Here is a 23,738-nt window from a genome sequence, read left to right as displayed (position 1 = left end):
TCAACTGTTCGGGCTCAATAACCAGAGTGGAGAGGTGAATGGCAGCATGGGCTCCCACACGTGCTGCTAGCACTCCGGGCGTTCAGCTTGCCACTCACCGCTCTCATCCTCAGTCTAAGTCCTGCGCAAGACACAAGCGGGCTTGCCCGCGATGGCGTCTGGTCAGGCAACAATGATGTCGAATGGACTACCGCTATCGCGGGCAAGCCCGCTCCCACAGGATTAGTGTTGCTCTTCGAGGTACTGCAACGCCAACCGCTCGGTCGCGACTTTCACCGGTGGCAATAAGTGTGGCGCCACCAGCATCATGATCTGATACACCACCAGCCTCACTTCACCTTCACGGTCGAGAATCCGCTGATAGTCCAGCGAGAACAGTAACGTCATGGTGATTTGTTCCACCAACTGCCCCAACGCCTGGGTGTCACTGACCAACTGACCTTGAGCTTTCAACTGTGCGAGCAATGAAGCCAGTGTGCGCTTCAACGCATTGAGCAGGTTGCGTATCCCCTTGGCCAGTTTCGGCAGGCGGCCGGCAAGGTTCGACAGGTCCTGGAATAGAAACCGGTAATGGGCCAGGCGTTCGATGATCAGGTGCAGAAACAGCCAGTAATCTTCGGGCGCCAATTCCACATCGGACGGTGGGTCGAGCAAGGGCGTCAATTCGGCCTGGAAACGCTCGAACAGCCCGAGGATCAGCGGCTCCTTGCCGTGAAAGTGGTAGTAGAGGTTGCCTGGGCTGATGCCCATTTCGTTGGCCACTTCCATGGTGGACACATTCGGCTCGCCCTTCTGGTTGAACAACTGCAGGGCACATTCGAGAATCCGGTCGCGGGTTTTCATCCAGTCTTCTTAATGGTCGAGTCATACCACGGCCATTGACGGCCGTGGTTCGTTGAACGTCAGCGCACGCGCACGTAAGTACCGGGTGCTGCCTCCATCGGTGGATAGTTCTGGTTGCCGAGGGCCATCTGGGTTTCGCGTTGTGCGCCGGAGCGTTCCTGAATCCAGCTCAGCCATTGCGTCCACCAGCTACCGTCGACGCGTTTGGCGTCGTAATACCAGGCCCGCGGGTCGCTGCTCAGTTTCGGATTCTCGACGTAGTTGGCTTTCGGATTATTGGGCGGGTTGAGAATGCTCTGCACATGACCGCTGTTGGACAATACGAAGCGCCGCTCACCACCCAGCAGCAAGGTCGAGCGATACACTGCATCCCACGGGGTGATGTGATCGTTTATGCCCGCCACACTGAAACTGTCGACGGTAACTTTTTGCAGGTCGATCGGTGTGCCGCACACTTCCAGCCCGCCCGGATGATTCAGCGGGTTGTGCTTGAAGAAATCCAGCAGGTCGCCATGAAACGCCGCCGGCAGGCGCGTGTTGTCATTGTTCCAGTAGAGGATGTCGAACGCCGGCGGCTCCTTGCCGAGCAGGTAGTTATTGACGAAGTAATTCCAGATCAAATCGTTGGGACGCATCCAGGCAAACACCCTGGCCATGTCGCGACCTTCCAGAACGCCCTTCTGATATGAGCGGCGCTTGGCCGCTTCCAGCGTCTGTTCGTCGGCGAAGAGGGTGGCCGGGCTGTCTATCTGGCTGTCGAGCATGCTGACCAGGTAGGTCGCGCTGGACACCCGTCGCAGCTGCCGCTTGGCCTGCAAATGCCCTTGCAGCGCAGCGATGGTCAGCCCGCCGGCACAGGCCCCCATCAGGTTGACCTCGCGAGCGCCGGTGATCGCCCGGCACACATTCATCGCTTCTTCTACGGCTTCGACGTAAGACGACAACCCCCATTCGCGATGACGCACATCGGGATTGCGCCAGCTGATAATGAAGGTCTGCAAACCGTTTTTAAGGGCGTACTGGACGAAGCTGTTGTTGGGGCTCAAATCGAAAATGTAGTACTTGTTGATCTGTGGCGGCACGATCAGCAAGGGTTTGGAATACTGTTTTTCGCTCATCGGCTTGTACTGGATCAGCTCCAGCAGCTCATTGCGAAACACCACGGAGCCGGTGGTGGTGGCGACCGTTTTGCCCACCTCGAATGCTTGTTTGGTGACTTGTCTTGGAAGGCCGTCGTTGTGCAGAAGGTCGTCGAGCAAATGGCCAATGCCCCGGACCAGGCTGCTGCCGCCGGAGTTGAAGAGTTCCTTGATCGCCAGCGGATTGAGCAGGGTGTTGGACGGCGCCACGGCGTCGTTGATCAAGGCAAAGGCGAAGTGGGCGCGGGCACGATCATCCGGGCTCATGTTGCTTTCATCAATCCAGCTTTTGACTTCTTTCTGCCAGCTCAGATAGGCCTGCAGGCTGCGGCGATAAAAAGGATTGAGACTCCACGTCGGGTCGGTAAAGCGACTGTCCTGCGGGTTGGTCGGGTGCAGGGTTTCACCCAACAGGACACGGCCCAACTGGCCGCCCAGCTTCAAGGCATGCCGGGCCGTATACACCGGGTTGCGCAGGCCGTGGGTGGCCAGGCTGCGCAAGGTCGAAAGCAAATCCCGGCCGCGCAGACCGGTAATCGCACTCTGAGCATTGATGAATGCAGCGGGAGTGGGCAAAGAGCCCTTCGCTGGTTTGTCGCGCATGAGTTAACACTCCTTCGTCATCAGGCCAAAAACAAACACACCCGAACAAAACACCATAGACGTTGTTGCGGGTTGTTGCGCGGCACGGCCTCCTGGCGACTCCTTTTCATAAACAAAAGCCGGAGTCGGTTAACCGCCCGATGGCGCCGGATGCGGATGCATGACTGCGCGCTGACGTTCCTCTTCAAGAAACTTCATGATGATCGGTGCCACCGCTTCGGCACGGGTAATCAAAAACAGATGGCCGTCATCGATGATGTGCAATTGGGCATTTGGAATTCGCCAAGCCAACATGCGCATGTTGATCAGCGGGATCAGTGGATCGTCGTCGCCGGCCAGCACCAGAGTTGGCTGGTTGATCTTGTGCAGCCAGTGAATGCTGGTCCAGCCGAGCCCGGCGAACAGCTGCCAGTAATAACCGAGTTTGCCTGCCGAACGGACCCTGGCGGCGTGACTGGCTGCCAGGGTCGGATCGCGACGGAACGAGCCGCCATATATCATCGGTGCAATCCGGATCACATGGGATGGCTGGATGTAGCGCCGTGGGCTGGCCATCATCCACAACACTTTCGGCTTGCCCGGCACCATCACTGTGCCGGCCGCTGTAGCTGCCAGCACCAGCTTCTTGCAGCGCTCGGGATAGTCATAGGCAAATTGTTGCGCCAGGGCGCCACCCCATGACACGCCGATCACATTGACTTGCCCGTAATCGAGATAGTCGAGCATTCGAGCCGTGAGTTTCGCCAGGCCCGAAAAGCGATACGGGCGGGTGGGAGTCGATGAGCCGCCGACGCCGGGTACGTCGAAGGCGATGACTTCCAGGTCCGGATCCAGAGCCTGGACGAACGGGAATATCAGCTCCAGGTTGGCGCCGATGCCGTTGAAAATCAGCAAGGGCGTCAAGTGAGGCTTGCCGGGGCGTACCGCAGTGCGGAGGGTCTGGCCATCCAGGTTGACGGTACGAAAGACGAACGGTTGCGGCATGCACAGAGCCCTGTAGGTTTTAAACGCTGATCGAGCCGTCCCGGGCCGTCGCAGAATGTTCGAGGCTGGCCTCGAGAGTAATCGATAGAGATCGCGGCACCTCCCAGTGCCGCGGACTGCGAGTCATTTGAAACTCAACGTTCATGCACGTAAGTGCCCGGCGAAGCTTCACCCGCTGGATAGGTCTTATTGCCAAGGTTGGCGGGGGATTTTTTCAGTTTGCCCGAGCGCTCGGCCTGCCACGCCTGCCAATGCAACCACCAGGAGTCGGTGTGCTTGGTGGAGTTTTCCATCCACTCCTCAGCCTTGGCCGGCATGTCGGTGCTGGTCATGTAGCGTGCTTTCGGATTGCCCGGCGGGTTCAGAATGCTCTGGATATGCCCGCTGCTGGACAGCACGAACTCGACTTTGCCGCCGAACAGTTGTGCCGACTTGTAGCAGGACTTCCACGGGGTGATGTGATCGTTGGTGCCGGCCAGGGAAAAGATGTCGGCAGTCACCTGTTTGAGGTCGATCGGTGTGCCGCACACTTCCAGGGCGTCGGGACGGATCAGTGGGTTGTTTTTGAACATCTCGATCAGGTCGCCATGGAACGCCGCCGGCAACCGGGTGGTGTCATTGTTCCAGAACAGAATGTCGAAAACCGGCGGCTCATTACCCAGCAGGTAGTTGTTGACCCAGTAGTTCCAGATCAGGTCGTTGGGGCGCATCCAGGCGAAGACTTTCGCCATGTCGCGACCTTCCAGTACACCGGCCTGGTAGGAATGGCGCTTGGCGGCTTCGAGGGTCTGCTCGTCGACGAACAGGGCCACATCGCTGTCCAGGGTGGTGTCCAGCACGCTGACCAGCAAGGTGAGGGCGTTGACCTTCTTCTCACCGATCGCTGCGTAATGACCCAGCAGTGCGGTGCAGGTGATGCCGCCGGAGCAGGCGCCGAGCATGTTCACGTCTTTGCTGCCAGTGATCGCGGTGACGACATCGACCGCTTCCTTGAGCGCTTCGATGTAGGTCGACAGACCCCACTCGCGCTGCTCCTTGGTCGGGTTACGCCAGCTGACGATGAACGTCTGCACGTTGTTGCGCAGGCAGAAGCGCGCCAGGCTCTTGTCCGGGCTCAGGTCGAAAACGTAGAACTTGTTGATCTGTGGCGGCACCACCAGCAGTGGGCGTTCATGCACCTGCTCGGTGATCGGTCGGTACTGGATCAACTCCAGCACATCGTTGCGAAACACCACTGCGCCTTCGGTCACGCCCAGGCTCTTGCCGACTTCGAATGCACCCATGTTGACCTGGCTCGGCATGCCGCCGTTGTGCACCAGATCCTTGGCCAGATGGGAGAGACCGTCGAGCAGGCTCTTGCCACCGGTTTCGAAGAAACGTTTGACCGCCGCCGGGTTGGCCGCCGTATTGGTCGGGGCCATGGCTTCGGTCATGAGGTTGATCACGAAATGCCCGCGAGCGACGTCCTTGGGCGAGAGGTTGCTGTCATCGATCCAGGCGTGAAGCTCTTTGCGCCATGCCAGATAAGTTTGCAAATAACGTTTGTAGAGCGGGTTCTGACTCCACGCCGGGTCAAGGAAGCGACGGTCATCACTTTGTGGTTGAAGCTCGGATTTTCCGAGCAGCACATTCTTGAGCTCGATGCCGAAATGGGCGACATGCCTGGCACTGTGGATGGGCTGCCTGATGGCCTGGCTCAGCACCATGCGGGCAGAGCCCAAGAGATCCTTTCTGCGTAGTCCAACAACAGGATTCAGCCCCAAGGTGTTTTCCGAAGCCTGAAATTTCAAGTCATCGTTAAGCTTGTTACTCATCTACGACGCTCCATTGTCCTGAGACGAGTACCTGAGTCTAGCTGTGTAGTCACACAACAAATGCCAGGTACTACTGCTCGGGTGACCGTTAATTGCGCATCGCTACAAATGCACGGAACTTGCCAGTTCCATTGGTTACCCGAGTTTAATTTTTTTCGCAAGCGGACCAATCGTTGACACCGCAGCGAAGCATTCAAACAGATGAAATTAGAAAATGCCCTCTAAAGAGCCAGAGGTCTGACCTAGAGCATCAGCTTGACGACCGACTCATTCGGGTCGCGGGTCTTTCCAGCCGCTTTGAGTTCCGCAAGATAATCATTCCAGAGATCTTCTTGGCGCACTGCCAGCTGGTACAGATATTCCCAGGTGAACAAGCCGCTGTCGTGTCCGTCGTCGAAGGTCAATTTCAGTGCGTACTGACCGGCCGGTTCGACTTTGCTCAGGCCGACGCCGATCTTGCCAAATTGCAGGATAGGTTTGCCGTGGCCCTGGACTTCAGCGGAAGGAGAGTGCACGCGAAGGAACTCGGCGCTCAGGTGATATTCCTCGCCGGACGCGTATTTGAGCGTCAGGGTTTTCGAGGCTTTGTGGAGTTTGATGTCGGTGGGGAGTTGGGTCGTCATGGGGCCGGTCTTCCGTCTGTATGGAGGCCCTGTGTCGACGGGTGACCTGTGGCGAGGGAGCTTGCTCCCGCTCGGCTGCGCAGCAGCCGTAAATTCGGCGAATGGGGTCTGTCTGGCAGACCGCATTCACTGAGTTTTGGGGCCGCTTCGCGACCCAGCGGGAGCAAGCTCCCTCGCCACAGAAGCCCGCTCACACAGAATGTGACCTACAGGATATAACGGGACAGGTCTTCGTTCTGCGCCAATTCGCCCAAGTGGCTGTTGACGTAGTCGGCATCGATCAGGATCGGCTTGTCCTCGTGAGTGCTGGCCAGATCACCGGCGCTGAACGACACCTCTTCGAGCAGGCGCTCGAGCAGGGTATGCAGACGACGGGCGCCGATGTTCTCGGTCTTCTCGTTGACCTGCCAGGCGATCTCGGCGATACGCTTGATGCCGCTTGGCTGGAACTCGATCAGCAGCCCTTCGGTTTTCAGCAGTGCACAATATTGCTCGGTGAGCGATGCATGGGGTTCGCTGAGGATGCGCTCGAAATCTTCCGGGCTCAGGGCCTTGAGTTCGACCCGAATCGGCAGACGGCCTTGCAGCTCGGGCACCAGATCACTCGGCTTGCTCAGGTGGAACGCACCGGAAGCGATGAACAGGATGTGGTCGGTCTTGACCATGCCCAGCTTGGTGTTGACAGTGCAGCCTTCGATCAACGGCAGCAAGTCGCGCTGTACGCCTTCACGGGACACGTCGACGCCACCGGTATTGCCGCGCTTGGCGACCTTGTCGATTTCGTCGATGAAAACGATGCCGTGCTGCTCAACGGCTTCCAGGGCCTTGGCCTTCAATTCTTCTTCGTTGACCAGACGACCGGCTTCTTCGTCGCGAACCAGTTTCAGCGCTTCCTTGACCTTGAGCTTGCGGTTTTTGCGCTTGCCCTTGCCCATGTTGGCGAACAGGCTCTGCAACTGGTTGGTCATTTCTTCCATGCCCGGTGGCGCGGAGATATCGACGCCGGTGATTTCGGCGACTTCGATTTCGATCTCCTTGTCATCCAGCTGACCTTCACGCAGGCGTTTGCGGAACAGCTGACGAGTGTTGGAATCGGCCGACGGTGCGGAGTCCTCGTTGCTGAAACCCATGCGTGCCGGTGGCAGCAAGGCGTCGAGGATGCGCTCTTCGGCGGCGTCTTCGGCGCGGTGGCGAACCTTGGTCATTTCCTGTTCGCGCAGCAGTTTGATCGCGGCATCGGCCAGATCACGAATGATCGATTCGACGTCGCGGCCGACGTAGCCCACTTCGGTGAACTTGGTCGCTTCGACTTTGATGAACGGCGCGTTGGCGAGCTTGGCCAGGCGACGGGCGATCTCGGTTTTGCCGACACCGGTCGGGCCGATCATCAGGATGTTCTTGGGGGTGACTTCGACGCGCAGCTCTTCGGGCAGCTGCATCCGGCGCCAGCGGTTGCGCAAGGCAATGGCGACGGCGCGTTTGGCATCGTCCTGGCCGATGATATGGCGATTGAGTTCGTGGACGATTTCACGGGGGGTCATGGGCATAGTAATTGGCGGTCCTCAAGCAAAAGCGAGCCGTGGCGCGATGGCCAACACAGCTTACTCAGCGAGATCCTGCTCCTCGATGGTGATGTTGTGGTTGGTGAACACGCAGATGTCGCCAGCGATGCCCAGGGCGGTTTCGACGATTTCCCGGGCCGACAGGTCGGTTTTCTTCAGCAGCGCGCTGGCCGCAGCCTGGGCGTAGCCGCCGCCGGAACCCATGGCGATCAGGCCTTCTTCGGGCTCAACCACGTCACCGTTGCCGGTGATGATCAGGGAGGCATCTTTGTTGGCGACCGCGAGCATGGCTTCGAGGCGGCTGAGGGAGCGGTCGGTGCGCCATTCTTTGGCGAGTTCGACGGCGGCGCGAACCAGGTGACCCTGATGTTTCTCAAGCTGGCCTTCGAAACGCTCGAAGAGGGTGAAGGCGTCAGCGGTGGCCCCGGCAAAACCGGCGATAACCTGGCCGTGGTAAAGGCGGCGAACTTTTTTCGCATTGCCTTTCATCACGGTATTGCCGAGCGAAACCTGGCCGTCGCCGCCCATGACGACTTTGCCGTGGCGGCGAACTGAAACGATGGTGGTCAAGGGAGAGTCTCCACGCAGCGGGGCGAAAATGCCTTATGCCAACTCATATGGGGGTGGTGGAGCGTTTTTCAACTGTAGGACGCGGTGGGGGACGAGCGGTGCGCGTATTGATCGTTCCCACGCTCTGCGTGGGATGCAGCCCGGGACGCTCCGCGTCCCTTTCTAAAGCTGGAACGCGGAGCGTCCCTTGAGGCGTTCCCACGCAGAGCGTGGGAACGATCAGCGGAAGGTCAGCGGCTTTGGCGTTGTTGTAACAGCAGGTTGCTGAAACCGCTGCCAGCCAGTTGCTTCTGGGCGGTGGTCAGCTGTTCGCGGTTGCTGAACGGGCCGACCAGCACCCGATACCATGTCTCGTCCTTTACAGTACCGGATTCAACCGCCACGGCCTGACCCAGCAGGATGATCTGCGCACGCACCTTGTCGGCATCGGCTTCCTTGCGGAACGAACCGGCCTGCAGGAAGAACTTGGTCACCGGCGCAGCTTTCGCCACGGGCGGCGCTGGCGGCGGGGTGATGCCAGCCAATGCCGCTTGAGCCCGGGCGGTGTCGATCTTCGCCGCTTCCGCTGGCGTTACCGGCGTGGTCGGAATGGCCGGCACTTGTGGTGTCGGCAGGGTTTTCTCCGGCACCGCGTCCGGCGGCACAATGACTTCCGATTCCGGCAGCAAGGTGTAGAAGTCGTACTTCGGCTTCACCGGTTGCGTCGGGCTCGGCGGGGTCTTGTTAGCCTCGGCGATCTTGGTGGCTTTTTGCTGCTCGATCTTCTCGCGCTTGACGGTATCGCTGCCCTTGCCCGGCTCCAGCTTCATCAGGAACACAATGAACGCACCGACCGTAAGGCCGATGGCCATCCACAGCCAGCCCGGGATCGGTTGCTTTGCAGGAGCTTGGTAACGGCTGGCGCCACGCTTGGGTGCAGGTTTTTTCTTGGCAGCCAACTTACATACGCTCCAGAGTTTCCAGACCCAAGAGTTCCAGGCCTTGCTTGAGAGTGCGGCCAGTCAGCGCGGCAAGGCGCAGGCGGCTCTGCATTTGCGCCGGGGTGTCGGCACCGAGGATCGGGCAGTTCTCGTAGAAGCTGGAGAACAGGCCGGCGACATCGTACAGGTAGGTGCAGAGGATATGCGGCGTGCCTTTGTCGGACACGTTATTCAGGATTTCACCGAACTGCGCCAGTTTCGCCGCCAGCTCATGTTCGTGCGCGGCTTCGAGGACGATCTGCCCTTCGACTTCGCTGAAGTCCTTGCCAAGCTTGCGGAACACACCGGCCACACGGGTGTAGGCGTACAGCAGATACGGCGCGGTGTTGCCTTCGAAGTTCAGCATCAGGTCGAAGTTGAAGCTGTAGTCGCTGGTGCGGTGTTTGGACAGGTCGGCGTATTTCACCGCGCCGATGCCCACGACCTTGGCGATGTTGCGCAACTCGTCTTCAGCCAGTTCCGGGTTCTTCTCTTTCACCAGGGTGTAGGCGCGTTCCTGGGCTTCGGTCAGCAGGTCGATCAGCTTCACGGTGCCGCCGTCACGGGTCTTGAACGGACGGCCGTCGGCGCCGTTCATGGTGCCGAAGCCCATGTGTTCCATTTCCATCGGGTGCGTCACGAAGCCGGCCAGGCGCGCGACCTGGAACACTTGCTGGAAGTGCAGGGCCTGGCGTTGGTCGACGAAGTACAACGCGCGATCAGCTTTCAGCACGCCGCTGCGGTAGCGCACGGCCGCCAGGTCGGTGGTGGCGTAGAGGTAGCCGCCGTCAGCCTTGACGATGATCACCGGCAGCGGGTCGCCGTCGGCGTTTTTGAATTCGTCGAGGAACACGCACTGGGCGCCGTTGCTTTCGACTAGCAGGCCAGCGGCCTTGAGGTCGTTGACCACGTTGATCAGGTCGTCGTTATAGGCGCTTTCACCCATCACGTCGGCCATGGTCAGTTTGACGTTCAGCAGTTCGTAGATTTTCTGGCAATGGGACAGCGAGATGTCTTTGAACTTGGTCCACAGCGCCAGGCAATCCGGGTCGCCGGCTTGCAGCTTGACCACCAGGCCACGGGCGCGATCAGCGAATTCTTCGGACTCGTCGAAGCGTTGCTTGGCGGCGCGGTAGAAGTTTTCCAGGTCCGACAGCTCATCGCTGGTGATCGGGTTTTCCTGCAGATAAGCCATCAGCATGCCGAACTGGGTGCCCCAGTCGCCAACGTGGTTCTGGCGGATCACTTCGTCGCCGAGGAATTCCAGAACCCGCGCCACGCCGTCGCCGATGATGGTCGAACGCAAATGGCCGACGTGCATTTCTTTGGCCAGGTTCGGGGCCGACAGGTCTACCACGGTGCGCTGCACCGGGCCGGCTTTGCGCACGCCGATGTGGTCGTCGGCCAACGCCGCGTCCAGGCGGGTCGCCAAGGCTTGAGTGTTCTGGAAGAAGTTCAGGAAACCAGGGCCGGCGATTTCGGCTTTGGAGACATTCTCGTCAGCCGGCAGCGCGGCGATGATTTTCTCGGCCAGGTCGCGGGGTTTCATGCCCGCAGGCTTGGCCAGCATCATGGCGATGTTGCTGGCGAAGTCGCCGTTTTTCTTGTCGCGAGAGTTTTCCACCTGGATCGCCGGCGACAGGCCTTCAGGCAACACACCTTCGTTGACGAGTTGGGTGATGGCTTGTTGGATCAGCTGGCGAATGGTGTCTTTCATGGTCTGCTCTTTCGGCCGCAAGCGCGGCGGCGCTTCGATGCGCTGGTGGAAAAACTGGGCATTATCCGTTGCGAAGACGGGCTTGCCAACTATAGCGGGCAGGTTATGGATATGTGGTGACAATTCGGCCGCCTTCGCGGGCAAGCCCGCTCCCACAGGGTAAGTGGTATGACGTAGAGCATGTGAACAACGCAGATCCCTGTGAGAGCCGGGCTTGCCCGCGATAGCGATCTTGAATTCAATACAAATCGACCGGATCCACATCCAGCGACCAACGCACCGCCCGCCCACTCGGCATCTGCTCCAAAACCAGCAACCAACTGCTCAACAACCGATGCAACGGCGCCCGGGCCGTGGCCTGCAACAACAACTGTGCGCGGTAGCGTCCGGCCCGGCGTTCCATCGGCGCCGGCACCGGCCCCAGCAACTCAATCCCGGTCAGATTCTGCTCGGCCAGCAAACGCTCGGCCTCGCTGCACGCCTCATCGAGAAAACCTTCGGCCTGCCCCGGTTTATGCGCCTCGGCCCGCAGCAGCGCGAGGTGCGCAAACGGTGGAAGCCCTGCGGAACGGCGTTCGCTCAACGCCTGTTCGGCGAAGGCGAAATAGCCCTGTTCGGTGAGTTGCACCAGCAGTGGATGGTCCGCCAGGTGCGTCTGGATAATCACTTTACCCGGCTCTTCGGCTCGCCCCGCGCGCCCGGCGACCTGGACGATCAACTGCGCCATGCGTTCGCTGGCGCGGAAGTCACCGGAGAACAGTCCGCCGTCGGCATCGAGAATCGACACCAGGGTTACCCGAGGAAAGTGATGCCCTTTGGCAAGCATCTGTGTGCCGACCAGAATGCATGGCTGGCCTTTCTGAATGGTGGCGAACAGTTGACTCATCGCGTCTTTGCGTGAAGTGCTGTCGCGGTCGACCCGCAGCACCGGGACGTCCGGAAACAAAATTCCCAGGCGTTCTTCAGCGCGCTCGGTACCGGCGCCCACGGGCCGCAAATCGACCTTGCCGCACTTCGGGCAATGCCGGGGCACTCGTTCGACGTAGCCGCAATGGTGGCAGCGCAGTTCGCCAGAGCGCTGGTGCACGGTCATTCGCGCGTCGCAGCGCTGGCATTCAGACATCCAGCCGCAGTCGTGACACAGCAAGGTGGGCGCAAAACCACGGCGGTTGAGGAACACCAATACTTGTTGGCCTGCGGCCAGGGTCTGACCGATAGCTTGCTGCATCGGCCCGGAAATGCCGCTGTCCAGCGGACGACTTTTCACGTCCAGGCGCAGGAAGCGCGGTTGCTTGGCGCCGCCGGCCCGCTCATTCAGGCGTAAGAGGCCGTAACGACCGGTGTAGGCGTTTTGCAGGCTTTCCAGTGAGGGTGTGGCGGATCCGAGGACAATCGGGATGTTTTCCTGCCGGGCGCGGACCAGTGCCAGGTCGCGGGCGTGATAGCGCAGGCCTTCCTGCTGTTTATAAGAGCCGTCGTGCTCTTCATCAATGATGATCAGGCCGGGGTTCTTCATCGGCGTGAACAGTGCCGAACGGGTGCCGATAATAATGTCGGCCTCGCCATCCCGCGCCGCCAGCCAGGCTTCCAGGCGTTCGCGGTCATTGACTGCGGAGTGGATCAGCGCGATGCGCGCATTGAAGCGCTGCTCGAATCGGGCCAGGGTTTGCGGGCCGAGGTTGATTTCCGGGATCAGCACCAGGGCTTGCTTGCCGGCCTCGAGGGTTTCGCGGATCAACTGCAAATAGACTTCGGTCTTGCCGCTGCCGGTGACGCCGGCCAGCAGGAACGCGTGATAACTGTCGAATCCGGCGCGAATCGCCTCGTAAGCGGCGCGTTGCTCCGGGTTGAGCGGCAATTCCGGTTGCGCCAGCCAGTGTTCGTGGCGCACACCGGGCGCGTGCCTGCGGATGTCTACCTGCACCAGATCCTTGGCCAGCAACAGATCGAGGCTGTCCTTGCTCAGCATCAATTTGCTCAGCAGTTGATGAGCGACGCCGTGGGGGTGTTGGGCCAGAGTCGCCAGTGCTTCACGTTGTCGCGGGGCGCGGGCGATGCGCGGATCATCGAGGCTGGCGCCGGGCGCGGCGGACCAGAAGCGTTCCTGGCGTGCTTCGGCCAGTTCGCCTTGTCGCAACAGTACCGGCAGTGCCCAGCTCAAGGTGTCGCCGAGGCTGTGCTGGTAATACTGGGAAGTCCATAGGCACAACTTGAACAGTGCGGGCGGCAGCGGCGGCGTGGCGTCGAGCAGCGCCAGGGCGGGTTTGAGTTTTTCTGCCGGTACTTCGCTGGTGTCGGTGACCTCCACCAGAATCCCGATCATCTCCCGCCGACCGAACGGCACCCGCAACCGCATTCCCGGGTGCAACTGGGCGCGCAGGACTCCGGCCGGGGCACGGTAATCGAACAGGCGGCGCAGGGGCGAAGGCAGGGCGAGGCGCAAAATGGCGTTGGGCACGCGATTGTTTTCTCGATGAGAGGGCGATGAAGAAGGCCGGGAGCCTAGCAGACGACTGGTTTAAGCGACAGCTTGCGTGAATACCATTGTCTGGTAGAATCCGCGGCCTAATTACGTGCGGTATTCAACAATGGTGTTGAGTGGCGGCACGCTAGCCTGAGGAATACATCATGAAAGCCGATATCCATCCAACATACGAAATCACCGCAGTTACCTGCAGCTGTGGCAACAAGTTCGAAACTCGTTCGAACCTGGCCAAGCCTCTGGCGATCGACGTATGCAACGAATGCCACCCGTTCTACACCGGTAAGCAGAAGACTCTGGATACTGGCGGCCGTGTACAGCGCTTCGCAGACCGTTTCGGCGCTTTCGGCAAGAAAGCTCCAGCTGCTGCAGAGTAAGGTTGAAGGGCCCGATGGGCTTTTCCTTGCTGATAAAAAAGGCGTCCCTCGCGGGCGCCTTTTTTGTGTCCGCGATTTGGCTTTCCGGTGCCCAGGCCTTCTGCCCGGCGCCGAGCGGGCTGACGTCGGTCGCAGTGCAGCGGGTGGTAGATGGTGACACCTTGCGTCTGCGTGATGGTCGCAGCGTGCGCATGATCGGTTTGAATACGCCGGAGTTGGGCAAGCAGGGGCGTTCCGACGAACCGTTCGCCGTCGCTGCGCGCAAGCGCCTTGAAGCGCTGGTGGCCGCCAGCGACGGGCAGGTCGGTTTGCTGCCGGGTAAAGAAAGCAAAGACCATTACGGCCGGACCCTGGCCCATGTCTATGGCCTCGATGGTGCCAACCTCGAAGCGCAGATGCTCGCCGAGGGCCTCGGTTTTCAGGTGGCGGTGGCGCCGAATGTCGATTTGGTCGCCTGCCAGCAAGCGGCCGAACGCAGTGCTCGTCGGGCCGGTCTCGGGCTGTGGCGACAATCACCTGTACTGAAAGCGGAGCAGATCAGCGCATCCGGCTTCGCCATGCTCAGCGGTCGTGTGAGCAAGGTTCAGCGCAATCGCGGCGGGGTTTGGATCGAGTTGCAGGATTCGGTTGTATTGCGGGTTGCACCCAATATGCTGGACCAATTCGATGTCGCATCGCTTGAAAAGCTCAAAGGCAAGCAAATCGAGGCTCGTGGCTGGGTGGTGGATCGTTCGCGCCGCGGAGGGTTGAAACCGGGGCAGGCGCGCTGGCTGCTGCCGCTGACCGATCCGGCGATGTTGCAGGCGGCACCGTAAGAAAAAATTGTAGACATTTTTTTCGTTTATTGTGAACAGTCTATCCCTTGTGTTCCGTGGCTCTTGGCCCAAAGTCGTAGGGCCGGGCGCTTGACAGGGGTGACTGGTCAGTCTTGTGAGGACTTTGCGAGGCGAGTATCCTCGGCGGTCCGTCTGTCCAACAGTAAAAAGCGGAATGCCCCTATGTCTGATCTGAAAACTGCCGCTCTCGAATATCATGCCCATCCCCGTCCAGGGAAGCTGAGTGTCGAGCTCACCAAGGCCACCGCTACCGCCCGCGATCTGTCGCTGGCCTACAGCCCCGGCGTAGCCGAACCAGTACGCGAAATCGCCCGCGATCCTGAACTGGCCTACAAATACACCGGCAAGGGCAACCTGGTTGCAGTCATTTCCGATGGCACCGCGATTCTCGGCCTGGGTAACCTCGGCCCATTGGCTTCCAAGCCGGTCATGGAAGGCAAGGGCGTGCTGTTCAAGCGCTTCGCCGGCATCGACGTGTTCGACATCGAAGTCGACTCCGAAAGCCCGCAAGCCTTCATCGACACCGTCAAGCGTATCTCCATTACCTTCGGTGGCATCAACCTGGAAGACATCAAGGCACCTGAGTGCTTTGAGATCGAACGCGCTCTGATCGAGCAGTGCGACATTCCGGTATTCCACGATGACCAGCATGGCACCGCAATCGTTACTGCGGCCGGTATGATCAACGCCCTGGAAATCGCTGGCAAAACCCTGGCTGACGCCAAGATCGTCTGCCTGGGCGCCGGTGCGGCCGCCATCTCCTGCATGAAATTGCTGGTGAGCATGGGCGCCAATATCGAAAACATCTACATGGTTGACCGTACCGGCGTGATCCACTCCGGCCGTGACGACCTGAACCAGTACAAGGCTGTGTTCGCTCACGCGACCGAGAAGCGCACCCTGGCTGACGCGCTGGAAGGCGCTGACGTGTTCGTTGGTCTGTCCGGCCCGAACCTGCTGAGTGCTGAAGGCCTGAAATCCATGGCGGCCAACCCGATCGTGTTCGCGTGCTCGAACCCGGATCCGGAAATCTCCCCGGAACTGGCTCACGCCACCCGTAACGACGTGATCATGGCCACCGGCCGTTCGGACTACCCGAACCAGGTCAACAACGTACTGGGCTTCCCGTTCATCTTCCGTGGTGCCCTGGACGTTCGCGCCAAGCGCATTAACGAAGAAATGAAAGTGGCTGCCGCCAACGCCCTGCGTGAACTGGCCAAGCTGCCAGTGCCTCAGGAAGTGTGCGACGCCTACGGCGGCATCAAGCTGGAGTTCGGTCGTGAGTACATCATTCCGAAACCAATGGATGCCCGTCTGATCACCCTGATCTCCGATGCCGTGGCCAAGGCTGCGATCGAGACCGGTGTGGCGACCCTGCCGTATCCGAAGAACTACCCGCTGAAAAGCGTGGATGACGTGTTCAACGGCTAAGCCGTTGTAACGCTTCAACCAAAAGCCCCGGCTCAGAGTGAGCCGGGGCTTTTTTGTATCTGGGGGTTTTGCATCGTCTAAATAGGCCTCTTCGCGGGCAAGCCCGCTCCCACAGGGATCGCGGTGATTCACAGCCTCTGATAGCGCCACAGAACCTTGTGGGAGCGGGCTTGCCCGCGAAGGGGGCGGCTCATTCAGCGCATAACCCGCAGGCAATAAAAAGCCCCGCACTTCTTTCGAGGGCGGGGCTTTTAGGTGTTGCAGCGCGATCAGAACAAATCGATCGGTGCTGCCTCATCCGCAGGCAGCGGGCTGCCCGGCACATTGCCGTTACTCAGCTCGTTAACCGACGGTGGTGTGTCTTCGGCCTTGAACAGTTCGAAGTAGGCGCCTGGCGTACTTGGGCTGGCTGCACGGCCGCTGATCGGGTCGACGCGCAGGCTGAGAATGCCTTCGGGTTCCGCTTGGGTGTGGGGCGGTTTGTCTTTAAGGGCCGCCGCCATGTAGTTCATCCAGATCGGCAAGGCAACGGTGCCACCGAACTCGCGTTTGCCCAGGCTTTCCGGTTGGTCGAAGCCGGTCCAGACGGTGGTCACGTAATCGGCGTTGTAGCCGGAGAACCAAGCGTCCTTGGACTCGTTGGTGGTGCCGGTCTTGCCCGCGATGTCGCTGCGACCCAGAGCCAGCGCACGGCGGCCGGTGCCGAGTTTGATCACGTCCTCAAGCATGCTGTTGAGGATGTAAGTGGTGCGCCCATCGACGATGCGCTCGGCCACAGCCGGTGTTTGTAGCGCTGGCTGGGCGCTTGGTGCTTCGCCTGGGGTGGCGTTGACCGTGAAGGTGTCGGAGGCCGGCACGGCGATGCCATCGCTGGCTACGGCGCCTTTCGGAACACTCGGCGGGTTGGCAACGAATAGCGTGTCGCCGTTGCGGCTTTCGATCTTGTCGATGATGTACGGGGTGATCTTGTAGCCGCCGTTGGCGAAGGTGGCCCAGCCGGTGGCGATTTCCATTGGCGTCAGGGTCGCGGTACCCAAGGCCAGGGACAGGTTGCGCGGCAGGTCCTGCTTGTTGAAGCCGAACTTGCTGATGTAGTCGATGGTGCGGTCGACCCCCAGCGCTTGCAGCAGGCGGATCGATACCAGGTTGCGCGACTTGTAGAGCGCTTCACGCATGCGGATCGGGCCGAGGAAGGTGTTGGTATCGTTCTTCGGGCGCCAGACCTTGTCCAGGTATTCGTCAACGAACACGATCGGGGCGTCGTTCACCAGGCTGGCGGCGGTGTAGCCGTTGTCCAGGGCGGCGCTGTAGACGAACGGCTTGAAGCTCGAACCCGGCTGACGCTTGGCCTGCATGGCGCGGTTATAGTTGCTCTGCTCGAAGGCGAAACCACCGACCAGCGAACGAATGGCACCGTTTTGCGGGTCGAGGGACACCAGTGCGCCCTGGGCCTGCGGAATCTGGCTGAATTTGAGCGAACTGTCTGGCTGACGCTGCACGCGAATCAGATCGCCGACCTGCGCGACATCCGACGGCTGCTTCGGATTGGCGCCCATGCTGTTGGTGTTCAGGAACGGGCGAGCCCACTTCATGGTGTCCCAGGCGACGTGCTCTTCGCCGGTGCCTGTGCGAGTCAGCACCTGCACGCCGTTCTTGTCGACCTGGGTCACGATCGCCGGTTCCAGGCCGCTGATGATCCGCTGTTTGGTCAACTCCTGAGTCCAGGCCTCTCGGGTTTTGCCCGGCAGGCGTGACTCGGGGCCGCGATAACCGTGCCGTTGGTCGTAGGTCATCAAGCCTTCGTGAACCGCGGTGTTGGCCATCTCCTGCAAATTGCTCGGGACTGTGGTGGTGACACGAAAACCTTCGGTGTACGCATCGCTGCCATAGCGGCCGACCATCTCGGCGCGGGCCATTTCGGCGACGTACGGTGCGTTCACTTCCGGGGTCGGCACATGGTAGCTGGCGTTCAGCGGCTCATTGATCGCAGCGGTGTAGTCGGCTTCGGTGATCTTGCCGAGCTTGTACATGCGCCCGAGGATCCAGTCGCGACGCTCCTTGCTGCGGGTCGGGTTGGCCAGCGGGTTGAAGCGCGACGGGGCTTTTGGCAGGCCGGCGATCATCGCCATCTGCGCCAGGCTGACGTCACGAATCGACTTGCCGTAATAAACCTGCGCCGCTGCTTCGATGCCGTAGGCGCGGTTGCCCAGATAGATCTTGTTGACGTACAGCTCAAGGATCTCGTCCTTGGTCAACTGCCGTTCGATCTGCAGGGCCAGGAGAATTTCGGTGGTCTTGCGCGAGAAGCTGCGCTCGCTGGTCAGGAAGAAGTTCTTCGCCACCTGCATGGTGATGGTGCTGCCGCCGGACTGAATGTGTCCGCTCTTTACCAATTGAGTGGCGGCACGCATCAGGCTGCTGGGATCGACGCCGTAGTGGTTGGCGAAATTGTCGTCTTCAGCACTTAGTAACGCATTGATGAAATTGGGGGGAATGTCGGCGAAACGGATCGGAGTGCGGCGCATTTCGCCAAATTCTGCGATCAACTTGTTATCGCTGCTGTACACCCGCAAAGGAATCTGCAACTGAATACTTCTCAGCGCCTCCACGGACGGCAATCCGGGGCTAAGGTAAAGAAAAGCGCCGCTCAGACCCAGGAGCAGTCCGCAGAAAACGGCGACGATGGACCAACCGAAAAATTTCAGCAGACGAATCAAGGCTTTTGGATATCCAGGGTAAAAAATGAATTAGGCATCAGGGGTTCAGGCTATACAGAAAATGACCCGCGCTTGCAGTGAAAGCGGAAAAAACGCTCAGCATTATAAGCATTTTTCCGTCGGGGGCGTCATTTGCGCTTCTGTCAAGACGGAGGGTATTGAACGCAATGGATATTACAGAGTCCGTAACTCACGGATAGTCATAGGGAATTGGTAGTGCTAGGACTCTTCAATAAAAAAGCCAATACGCTTCTGGGGATCGACATCAGCTCCACGTCGGTGAAGCTACTGGAGCTAAGTCGCCAAGGCGACCGGTACCGGGTCGAGGCCTATGCGGTCGAACCGCTGCCTGCCAGCGCCGTGGTCGAGAAAAATATCGCCGAGCTCGAAGGTGTGGGGCAGGCTCTTGCGCGGGTGCTGTCCAAGGCCAAAACCAGCCTCAGGAACGTTGCCGTGGCGGTGGCCGGATCGGCGGTGATCACCAAGACCATCGAGATGGACGCCGGACTTTCCGACGACGAGATGGAAAACCAGCTGAAGATCGAGGCCGATCAGTACATTCCTTATCCACTGGACGAAGTGGCGATCGATTTCGAAGTGCAAGGCGTGTCGGCGCGCAACCCCGAGCGGGTCAATGTGCTGCTGGCGGCGTGTCGCAAGGAAAACGTCGAGGTCCGTGAAGCGGCCCTGGCTCTGGCCGGGCTGACTGCGCGCGTGGTTGACGTCGAAGCCTATGCCCTGGAGCGATCGTTCGGCCTGCTGGCAACCCAACTGGCCGTTTCTCAGGAGCGTCTGACCGTGGCGGTGGTCGATATCGGCGCCACCATGACCACCCTGAGCGTGCTGTATAACGGGCGGATCATCTACACCCGCGAACAATTGTTCGGCGGCCGTCAACTGACAGAAGAGATCCAGCGCCGTTATGGCCTGACGGTCGAGCAGGCGGGGCTGGCGAAGAAGCAGGGCGGTTTGCCGGACGATTATGTCAGCGAGGTCTTGCAGCCGTTTCGTGATGCGTTGGTTCAGCAGGTGTCGCGTTCATTGCAGTTTTTCTTTGCCTCCGGCCAGTACAACTCGGTCGATCACATCCTCCTGGCCGGCGGTACCGCCTCGGTCCCCGGGCTGGATCGGTTGATCGAGCAGCGACTGGGTACGCCGACCCAGGTCGCCAATCCATTCTCCAACATGACCCTGAGCAGCAAGGTCAATGCCGGTGCCTTGGCGAGCGATGCTCCGGCATTGATGATTGCCTGCGGGCTGGCCCTCAGGAGTTTCGACTGATGGCGCGGATCAATCTTTTACCCTGGCGTGAAGAGTTGCGCGAAGGGCGTCGCAAACGCTTTTTGCTGGCGTTGGTCGGTGTGCTGGTGGGGGCGGTGGGCGCGCTACTGATCGCGGACCAGGTCATTAACAACGCCATTAACCGGCAAGTCGCTCGAAACGATTACATCAGCAAGCAGATTGCCGTGGTCGACGAGCGGATTAAACAGATCAGCGACCTGAAGGCCCGTCGACAGCAACTCGTCGAGCGCATGCGCATTATTCAGGACCTGCAAGGGAATCGGCCGATCAGCGGGAGGATTTTCGATCAATTGGCGCGTACTTTGCCGGACGGTGTTTATTTCACCGAAGTGAAAATGGTCGGCAAGACGTTGTCCATCACCGGTGCGGCGGAGTCCAATAATCGTGTTTCGGATCTGATGCGCAATCTTGATGCTTCCGACTGGTTCGATGCGCCCAACCTCACGGAAGTCAAAGCGACCACCGCCGGTCAGCTGGATCAGGCCAATGTTTTTCAGTTGACCGTTCGTCAGACTCAGCCCGCAGTTGTGGGGGGCGCCAAATGAAGCCGTCCGAATGGCTCGAAGGGTTGCGTCAGATCGACATCAACGATCTGGACACCAATAACATCGGTTCCTGGCCGCCGGCGATCAAGGTCCTGGCGAGTGTCCTGCTGATGGTTCTGGTGCTGGCCCTGGGCTACAGCTTTTTGATAAGCGACCTGCAAAACCACTTGGAACTCAGGCGCGAGGAAGAGTCGACGCTCAGGGAGCAATTCGCGACCAAAGCCCATATGGCGGCGAATCTGGAGCTGTATACCCAGCAGATGAAGGAAATGGAGAACTCCTTCGGCATGCTATTACGGCAATTGCCCAGCGACACCGAAGTACCCGGTCTGCTGGAGGACATCACCCGCACCGGCCTGGGCAGCGGCTTGGAGTTCGAAGAAATCAAGCTGCTCCCGGAGGCCACCCAGCAGTTCTATATCGAGCTCCCTATCCGGATCACCGTCACCGGCGCTTATCACGACCTGGCTACTTTCGTCAGCGGCGTGGCCGGGCTGCCGCGGATCGTCACTCTGCATGACTTCGACCTGGCGCCGGCCAATCCTGATGGCGGTCCGAAGTTGCGCATGAGCATCCTTGCCAAGACCTATCGCTACAACGACAAGGGGTTGCAGAAATGAGCCCGATTCGTTGCCTGTCGATGGTTATGTGTCTGGTTATCCTGGCCGGTTGTGATGGCGACAGTGATTTCAGCGACCTGGACGCCTACCTGAACGAAGTGCGCCTGCGTGCACCCGGCAAGATTGAACCCACGCCGACATTCCAGTCTTCCCCGACATTCACCTACAACGCTGCCAATCTGCGTAGCCCGTTCTCCCGCCAGGCAAGAGTCGATCTGGCCGGCCAGAAACACGGCTCGCGTAATGTCAAACCCGACCCCAATCGGGTCAAGCAGTACCTCGAAGGTTTCAACATCGAGCAATTTGAAATGGTCGGCACCATCTCCAATGCAGCCGGTTCCTTTGCGCTGTTGCGCGGGGCTGGCGGTGTGCATCGGCTGAAAGTCGGCGATTACCTGGGGCGTAACGATGGACGGATCGTCGCCATCAGCGGTTCGCAAGTCGACGTGGTCGAAATCGTTCCCGATGGCGAAGGTGCCTGGCTGGAACGGCCGCGAACCATCCCTTTGAAAGAGCACTCATAGTGGAACTCGAACAATGAACAGGATTTTATCAACCTTCGGTATTTCGCTATGGATAGCGTTTCTGTCGCCGATGGTACTGGCGGCCAACCTCAAAGCGCTGGATGTCGCCGCGCTACCCGGTGACCGTATCGAGTTGAAGTTGTCGTTCGACGGGCCGCCGCCGCAGGCCCATGGTTATACGACAGAGCAGCCTGCGCGGATTGCGCTGGACCTGCCGGGGGTCACCAGTCAGCTGGCGAACAAGAATCGGGATCTTGGCGGCGGCAATGCCCGCAGCGCCACGGTCGTGGAGGCCAAGGACCGTACACGGCTGATCATCAGCTTGACTCAATTGACTCCGTACAGCACTCGCGTCGAAGGCAACAATTTGTTCGTGGTCGTCGGGCAAGGGGCCAGTAGCAAGGCGCCCAAGCCGGCCGCCAGCGCACCGCGTGCAGCAACTGCGACGCCCGCGCCCGCCAGGGTCAGTGCGCCCGTGGGCAAAGCCATCCGGGGCGTGGATTTCCAGCGCGGCACCCAGGGGGAGGGCAATGTGGTCATTGATCTGTCGGATCCGTCCATCGCCCCGGACATCCAGGAACGCGATGGCAAAATCATCGTCGGTTTCACCAAGACCCAACTGCCTGAACGGTTGCGTGTACGCCTCGACGTCAAGGATTTCGCCACCCCGGTGCAGTTCGTCAACGCCAGCGCCACGGGCGATCGGGCCATTATCAGTATCGAGCCTAGCGGCGCCTTCGATTATTCGACCTATCAGACCGACAACAAACTGACCGTCAGCATCCGACCGATGACTGTCGATGACCTGCAGAAGCGCAACACCGAACGCTTTGCCTACACCGGCGAAAAACTCTCGCTGAATTTTCAGGACATTGATGTGCGCTCGGTGCTGCAACTGATCGCCGATTTCACCAACCTCAATCTGGTGGCCAGCGACACGGTGCAGGGCGGCATCACGTTGCGCCTGCAGAACGTGCCATGGGATCAGGCGCTGGACCTGGTGCTGAAAACCAAAGGCCTGGATAAACGCAAGATCGGCAATGTGCTGCTGGTGGCGCCGGCCGATGAAATCGCTGCCCGAGAGCGTCAGGAACTGGAGTCGCAGAAGCAGATCTCCGAACTGGCGCCTCTTCGTCGCGAACTGTTGCAGGTCAACTACGCCAAAGCCGCCGATATCGCCAAGCTGTTCCAGTCAGTGACCAGCGCCGAGGCGAAAATAGACGAGCGAGGTTCAATCACCGTCGATGAGCGAACCAACAACATCATTGCCTACCAGACTCAGGATCGACTCGACGAATTGCGGCGCATTGTTGCGCAACTGGATATTCCGGTGCGTCAGGTGATGATTGAGGCGCGCATTGTCGAGGCCAACGTCGATTACGACAAAAGCCTTGGCGTACGCTGGGGCGGTTCGGTGCAGAAGGGTAACTGGAACACGTCCGGGGTCAATGGCTCTTCGACCACCATTGGCACGCCGGGTAGTACCAGTACCAACTCGCCGTTCGTCGATCTGGGGACTTCTGCCAATACCTCGGGGATCGGCATCGCCTTCATTACCGACAATGTGCTGCTGGACCTTGAACTTTCGGCCATGGAGAAAACCGGCAACGGGGAAATCGTTTCGCAGCCCAAGGTGGTCACGTCCGACAAGGAAACCGCGAAAATCCTCAAGGGCACCGAGATTCCCTATCAGGAAGCCAGTTCCAGCGGCGCCACCTCGGTGTCGTTCAAGGAAGCTTCGCTGTCCCTGGAAGTGACCCCGCAGATCACACCGGACAACCGCATCATCATGGAGGTCAAGGTCACCAAGGACGAACCGGACTACCTGAACAAAGTGCAGGATGTACCGCCGATCAAGAAAAACGAGGTCAACGCCAAGGTGTTGGTTAACGACGGCGAGACCATCGTCATTGGTGGGGTTTTCTCAAATACTCAGAGCAAGGTTGTAGATAAGGTGCCATTTCTCGGTGATGTGCCGTATCTTGGCCGCCTTTTCCGGCGTGACGTGGTTTCGGAGAAAAAATCCGAGCTGCTGGTATTTCTCACTCCGCGTATCATGAACAATCAGGCGATTGCTGTGAGTCATTGAT

General features: G+C 59.7%; 19 protein-coding genes. 8 read left to right on the top strand and 11 right to left on the bottom strand.

The features are described from left to right. Positions 1 to 222 precede the first annotated feature (222 nt). The 10 genes from PSH88_RS28390 to PSH88_RS28345 form a co-directional block, all read right to left on the bottom strand. On the bottom strand, positions 223 to 843 hold the full coding sequence (locus PSH88_RS28390; RefSeq protein WP_305424067.1) for a TetR/AcrR family transcriptional regulator: 621 nt from the start codon (positions 841 to 843) through the stop codon (positions 223 to 225). 59 nt (positions 844 to 902) lie between these two features. Continuing rightward, the gene (gene phaC / locus PSH88_RS28385) at positions 903 to 2,585 is read right to left on the bottom strand and encodes a class II poly(R)-hydroxyalkanoic acid synthase (protein ID WP_305483426.1); all 1,683 of its coding nucleotides are present in this window, start codon (positions 2,583 to 2,585) and stop codon (positions 903 to 905) included. 129 nt (positions 2,586 to 2,714) lie between these two features. Next, on the bottom strand, positions 2,715 to 3,569 hold the full coding sequence (gene phaZ / locus PSH88_RS28380) for a poly(3-hydroxyalkanoate) depolymerase (RefSeq protein ID WP_305424065.1): 855 nt from the start codon (positions 3,567 to 3,569) through the stop codon (positions 2,715 to 2,717). Between the two features lie 134 nt (positions 3,570 to 3,703). Continuing rightward, positions 3,704 to 5,383, bottom strand: coding sequence for a class II poly(R)-hydroxyalkanoic acid synthase (gene phaC / locus PSH88_RS28375; RefSeq protein ID WP_305424064.1), 1,680 nt, complete (start codon positions 5,381 to 5,383; stop codon positions 3,704 to 3,706). A gap of 242 nt (positions 5,384 to 5,625) precedes the next feature. After that, positions 5,626 to 6,006 (bottom strand): gamma-butyrobetaine hydroxylase family protein, encoded by a 381-nt coding sequence (locus PSH88_RS28370; RefSeq protein WP_305424062.1) that lies wholly within the window; start codon positions 6,004 to 6,006, stop codon positions 5,626 to 5,628. Between the two features lie 206 nt (positions 6,007 to 6,212). Beyond that, positions 6,213 to 7,553, bottom strand: a complete 1,341-nt coding sequence (gene hslU, locus PSH88_RS28365; protein ID WP_305424061.1) for an ATP-dependent protease ATPase subunit HslU — start codon at positions 7,551 to 7,553, stop codon at positions 6,213 to 6,215. A 54-nt stretch (positions 7,554 to 7,607) separates the two neighbouring features. After that, complete coding sequence (gene hslV, locus PSH88_RS28360) at positions 7,608 to 8,138, bottom strand: ATP-dependent protease subunit HslV (RefSeq protein WP_007936812.1); 531 nt, start codon at positions 8,136 to 8,138, stop codon at positions 7,608 to 7,610. A gap of 230 nt (positions 8,139 to 8,368) precedes the next feature. Beyond that, positions 8,369 to 9,076 carry an SPOR domain-containing protein gene (locus tag PSH88_RS28355; RefSeq protein WP_030129222.1) on the bottom strand — a complete coding sequence of 236 codons (708 nt, stop codon included), beginning with the start codon at positions 9,074 to 9,076 and terminating at the stop codon, positions 8,369 to 8,371. A 1-nt stretch (position 9,077) separates the two neighbouring features. After that, positions 9,078 to 10,814: an arginine--tRNA ligase gene (gene argS, locus PSH88_RS28350; RefSeq protein WP_038978603.1), complete on the bottom strand. Its 1,737-nt coding sequence runs from the start codon at positions 10,812 to 10,814 to the stop codon at positions 9,078 to 9,080. A gap of 238 nt (positions 10,815 to 11,052) precedes the next feature. Further along, positions 11,053 to 13,272, bottom strand: coding sequence for a primosomal protein N' (locus PSH88_RS28345; RefSeq protein ID WP_305424057.1), 2,220 nt, complete (start codon positions 13,270 to 13,272; stop codon positions 11,053 to 11,055). A 170-nt stretch (positions 13,273 to 13,442) separates the two neighbouring features. On the opposite strand from PSH88_RS28345, the gene rpmE reads away from it, so the two are divergent. From rpmE to PSH88_RS28330, 3 genes are all read left to right on the top strand, one after another. After that, on the top strand, positions 13,443 to 13,673 hold the full coding sequence (gene rpmE / locus PSH88_RS28340) for a 50S ribosomal protein L31 (protein ID WP_007899231.1): 231 nt from the start codon (positions 13,443 to 13,445) through the stop codon (positions 13,671 to 13,673). Positions 13,674 to 13,687: 14 nt separating this feature from the next. Continuing rightward, positions 13,688 to 14,488, top strand: a complete 801-nt coding sequence (locus tag PSH88_RS28335) for a thermonuclease family protein (protein WP_305424056.1) — start codon at positions 13,688 to 13,690, stop codon at positions 14,486 to 14,488. A 183-nt stretch (positions 14,489 to 14,671) separates the two neighbouring features. Next, positions 14,672 to 15,940: a malic enzyme-like NAD(P)-binding protein gene (locus PSH88_RS28330; RefSeq protein WP_007899225.1), complete on the top strand. Its 1,269-nt coding sequence runs from the start codon at positions 14,672 to 14,674 to the stop codon at positions 15,938 to 15,940. 269 nt (positions 15,941 to 16,209) lie between these two features. On the opposite strand, the gene PSH88_RS28325 is transcribed toward PSH88_RS28330, so the two are convergent. After that, positions 16,210 to 18,654, bottom strand: coding sequence for a penicillin-binding protein 1A (locus tag PSH88_RS28325; protein WP_370694724.1), 2,445 nt, complete (start codon positions 18,652 to 18,654; stop codon positions 16,210 to 16,212). Between the two features lie 219 nt (positions 18,655 to 18,873). Here PSH88_RS28325 and PSH88_RS28320 point away from each other — a divergent pair, with 219 nt between their 5' ends. Genes PSH88_RS28320 through PSH88_RS28300 form a run of 5 tightly spaced genes read left to right on the top strand, consistent with a single transcriptional unit; the run spans position 18,874 to position 23,737 of the window. Beyond that, positions 18,874 to 19,938 (top strand): pilus assembly protein PilM, encoded by a 1,065-nt coding sequence (locus tag PSH88_RS28320; RefSeq protein WP_305424053.1) that lies wholly within the window; start codon positions 18,874 to 18,876, stop codon positions 19,936 to 19,938. Further along, positions 19,938 to 20,504: a PilN domain-containing protein gene (locus tag PSH88_RS28315; protein ID WP_305424051.1), complete on the top strand. Its 567-nt coding sequence runs from the start codon at positions 19,938 to 19,940 to the stop codon at positions 20,502 to 20,504. Before PSH88_RS28320 ends, PSH88_RS28315 begins: the two co-directional genes overlap by 1 nt. After that, a complete protein-coding gene (pilO, locus tag PSH88_RS28310; RefSeq protein WP_305424050.1) occupies positions 20,501 to 21,124 on the top strand; it encodes a type 4a pilus biogenesis protein PilO in 624 nt (207 codons plus the stop codon). The genes PSH88_RS28315 and pilO overlap by 4 nt, the downstream gene beginning before the upstream one ends. Beyond that, positions 21,121 to 21,648 carry a pilus assembly protein PilP gene (locus PSH88_RS28305; RefSeq protein ID WP_305424049.1) on the top strand — a complete coding sequence of 176 codons (528 nt, stop codon included), beginning with the start codon at positions 21,121 to 21,123 and terminating at the stop codon, positions 21,646 to 21,648. Before pilO ends, PSH88_RS28305 begins: the two co-directional genes overlap by 4 nt. 13 nt (positions 21,649 to 21,661) lie before the next feature. Continuing rightward, positions 21,662 to 23,737 carry a type IV pilus secretin PilQ gene (locus tag PSH88_RS28300; RefSeq protein WP_305483425.1) on the top strand — a complete coding sequence of 692 codons (2,076 nt, stop codon included), beginning with the start codon at positions 21,662 to 21,664 and terminating at the stop codon, positions 23,735 to 23,737. Position 23,738: the final 1 nt, after the last annotated feature.

Source organism: Pseudomonas wuhanensis, assembly GCF_030687395.1.
GTDB lineage: Bacteria > Pseudomonadota > Gammaproteobacteria > Pseudomonadales > Pseudomonadaceae > Aquipseudomonas > Aquipseudomonas wuhanensis.
Note: the sequence above shows the minus strand (reverse complement) of the source record. Positions and strands in the feature narration are given on the sequence as shown.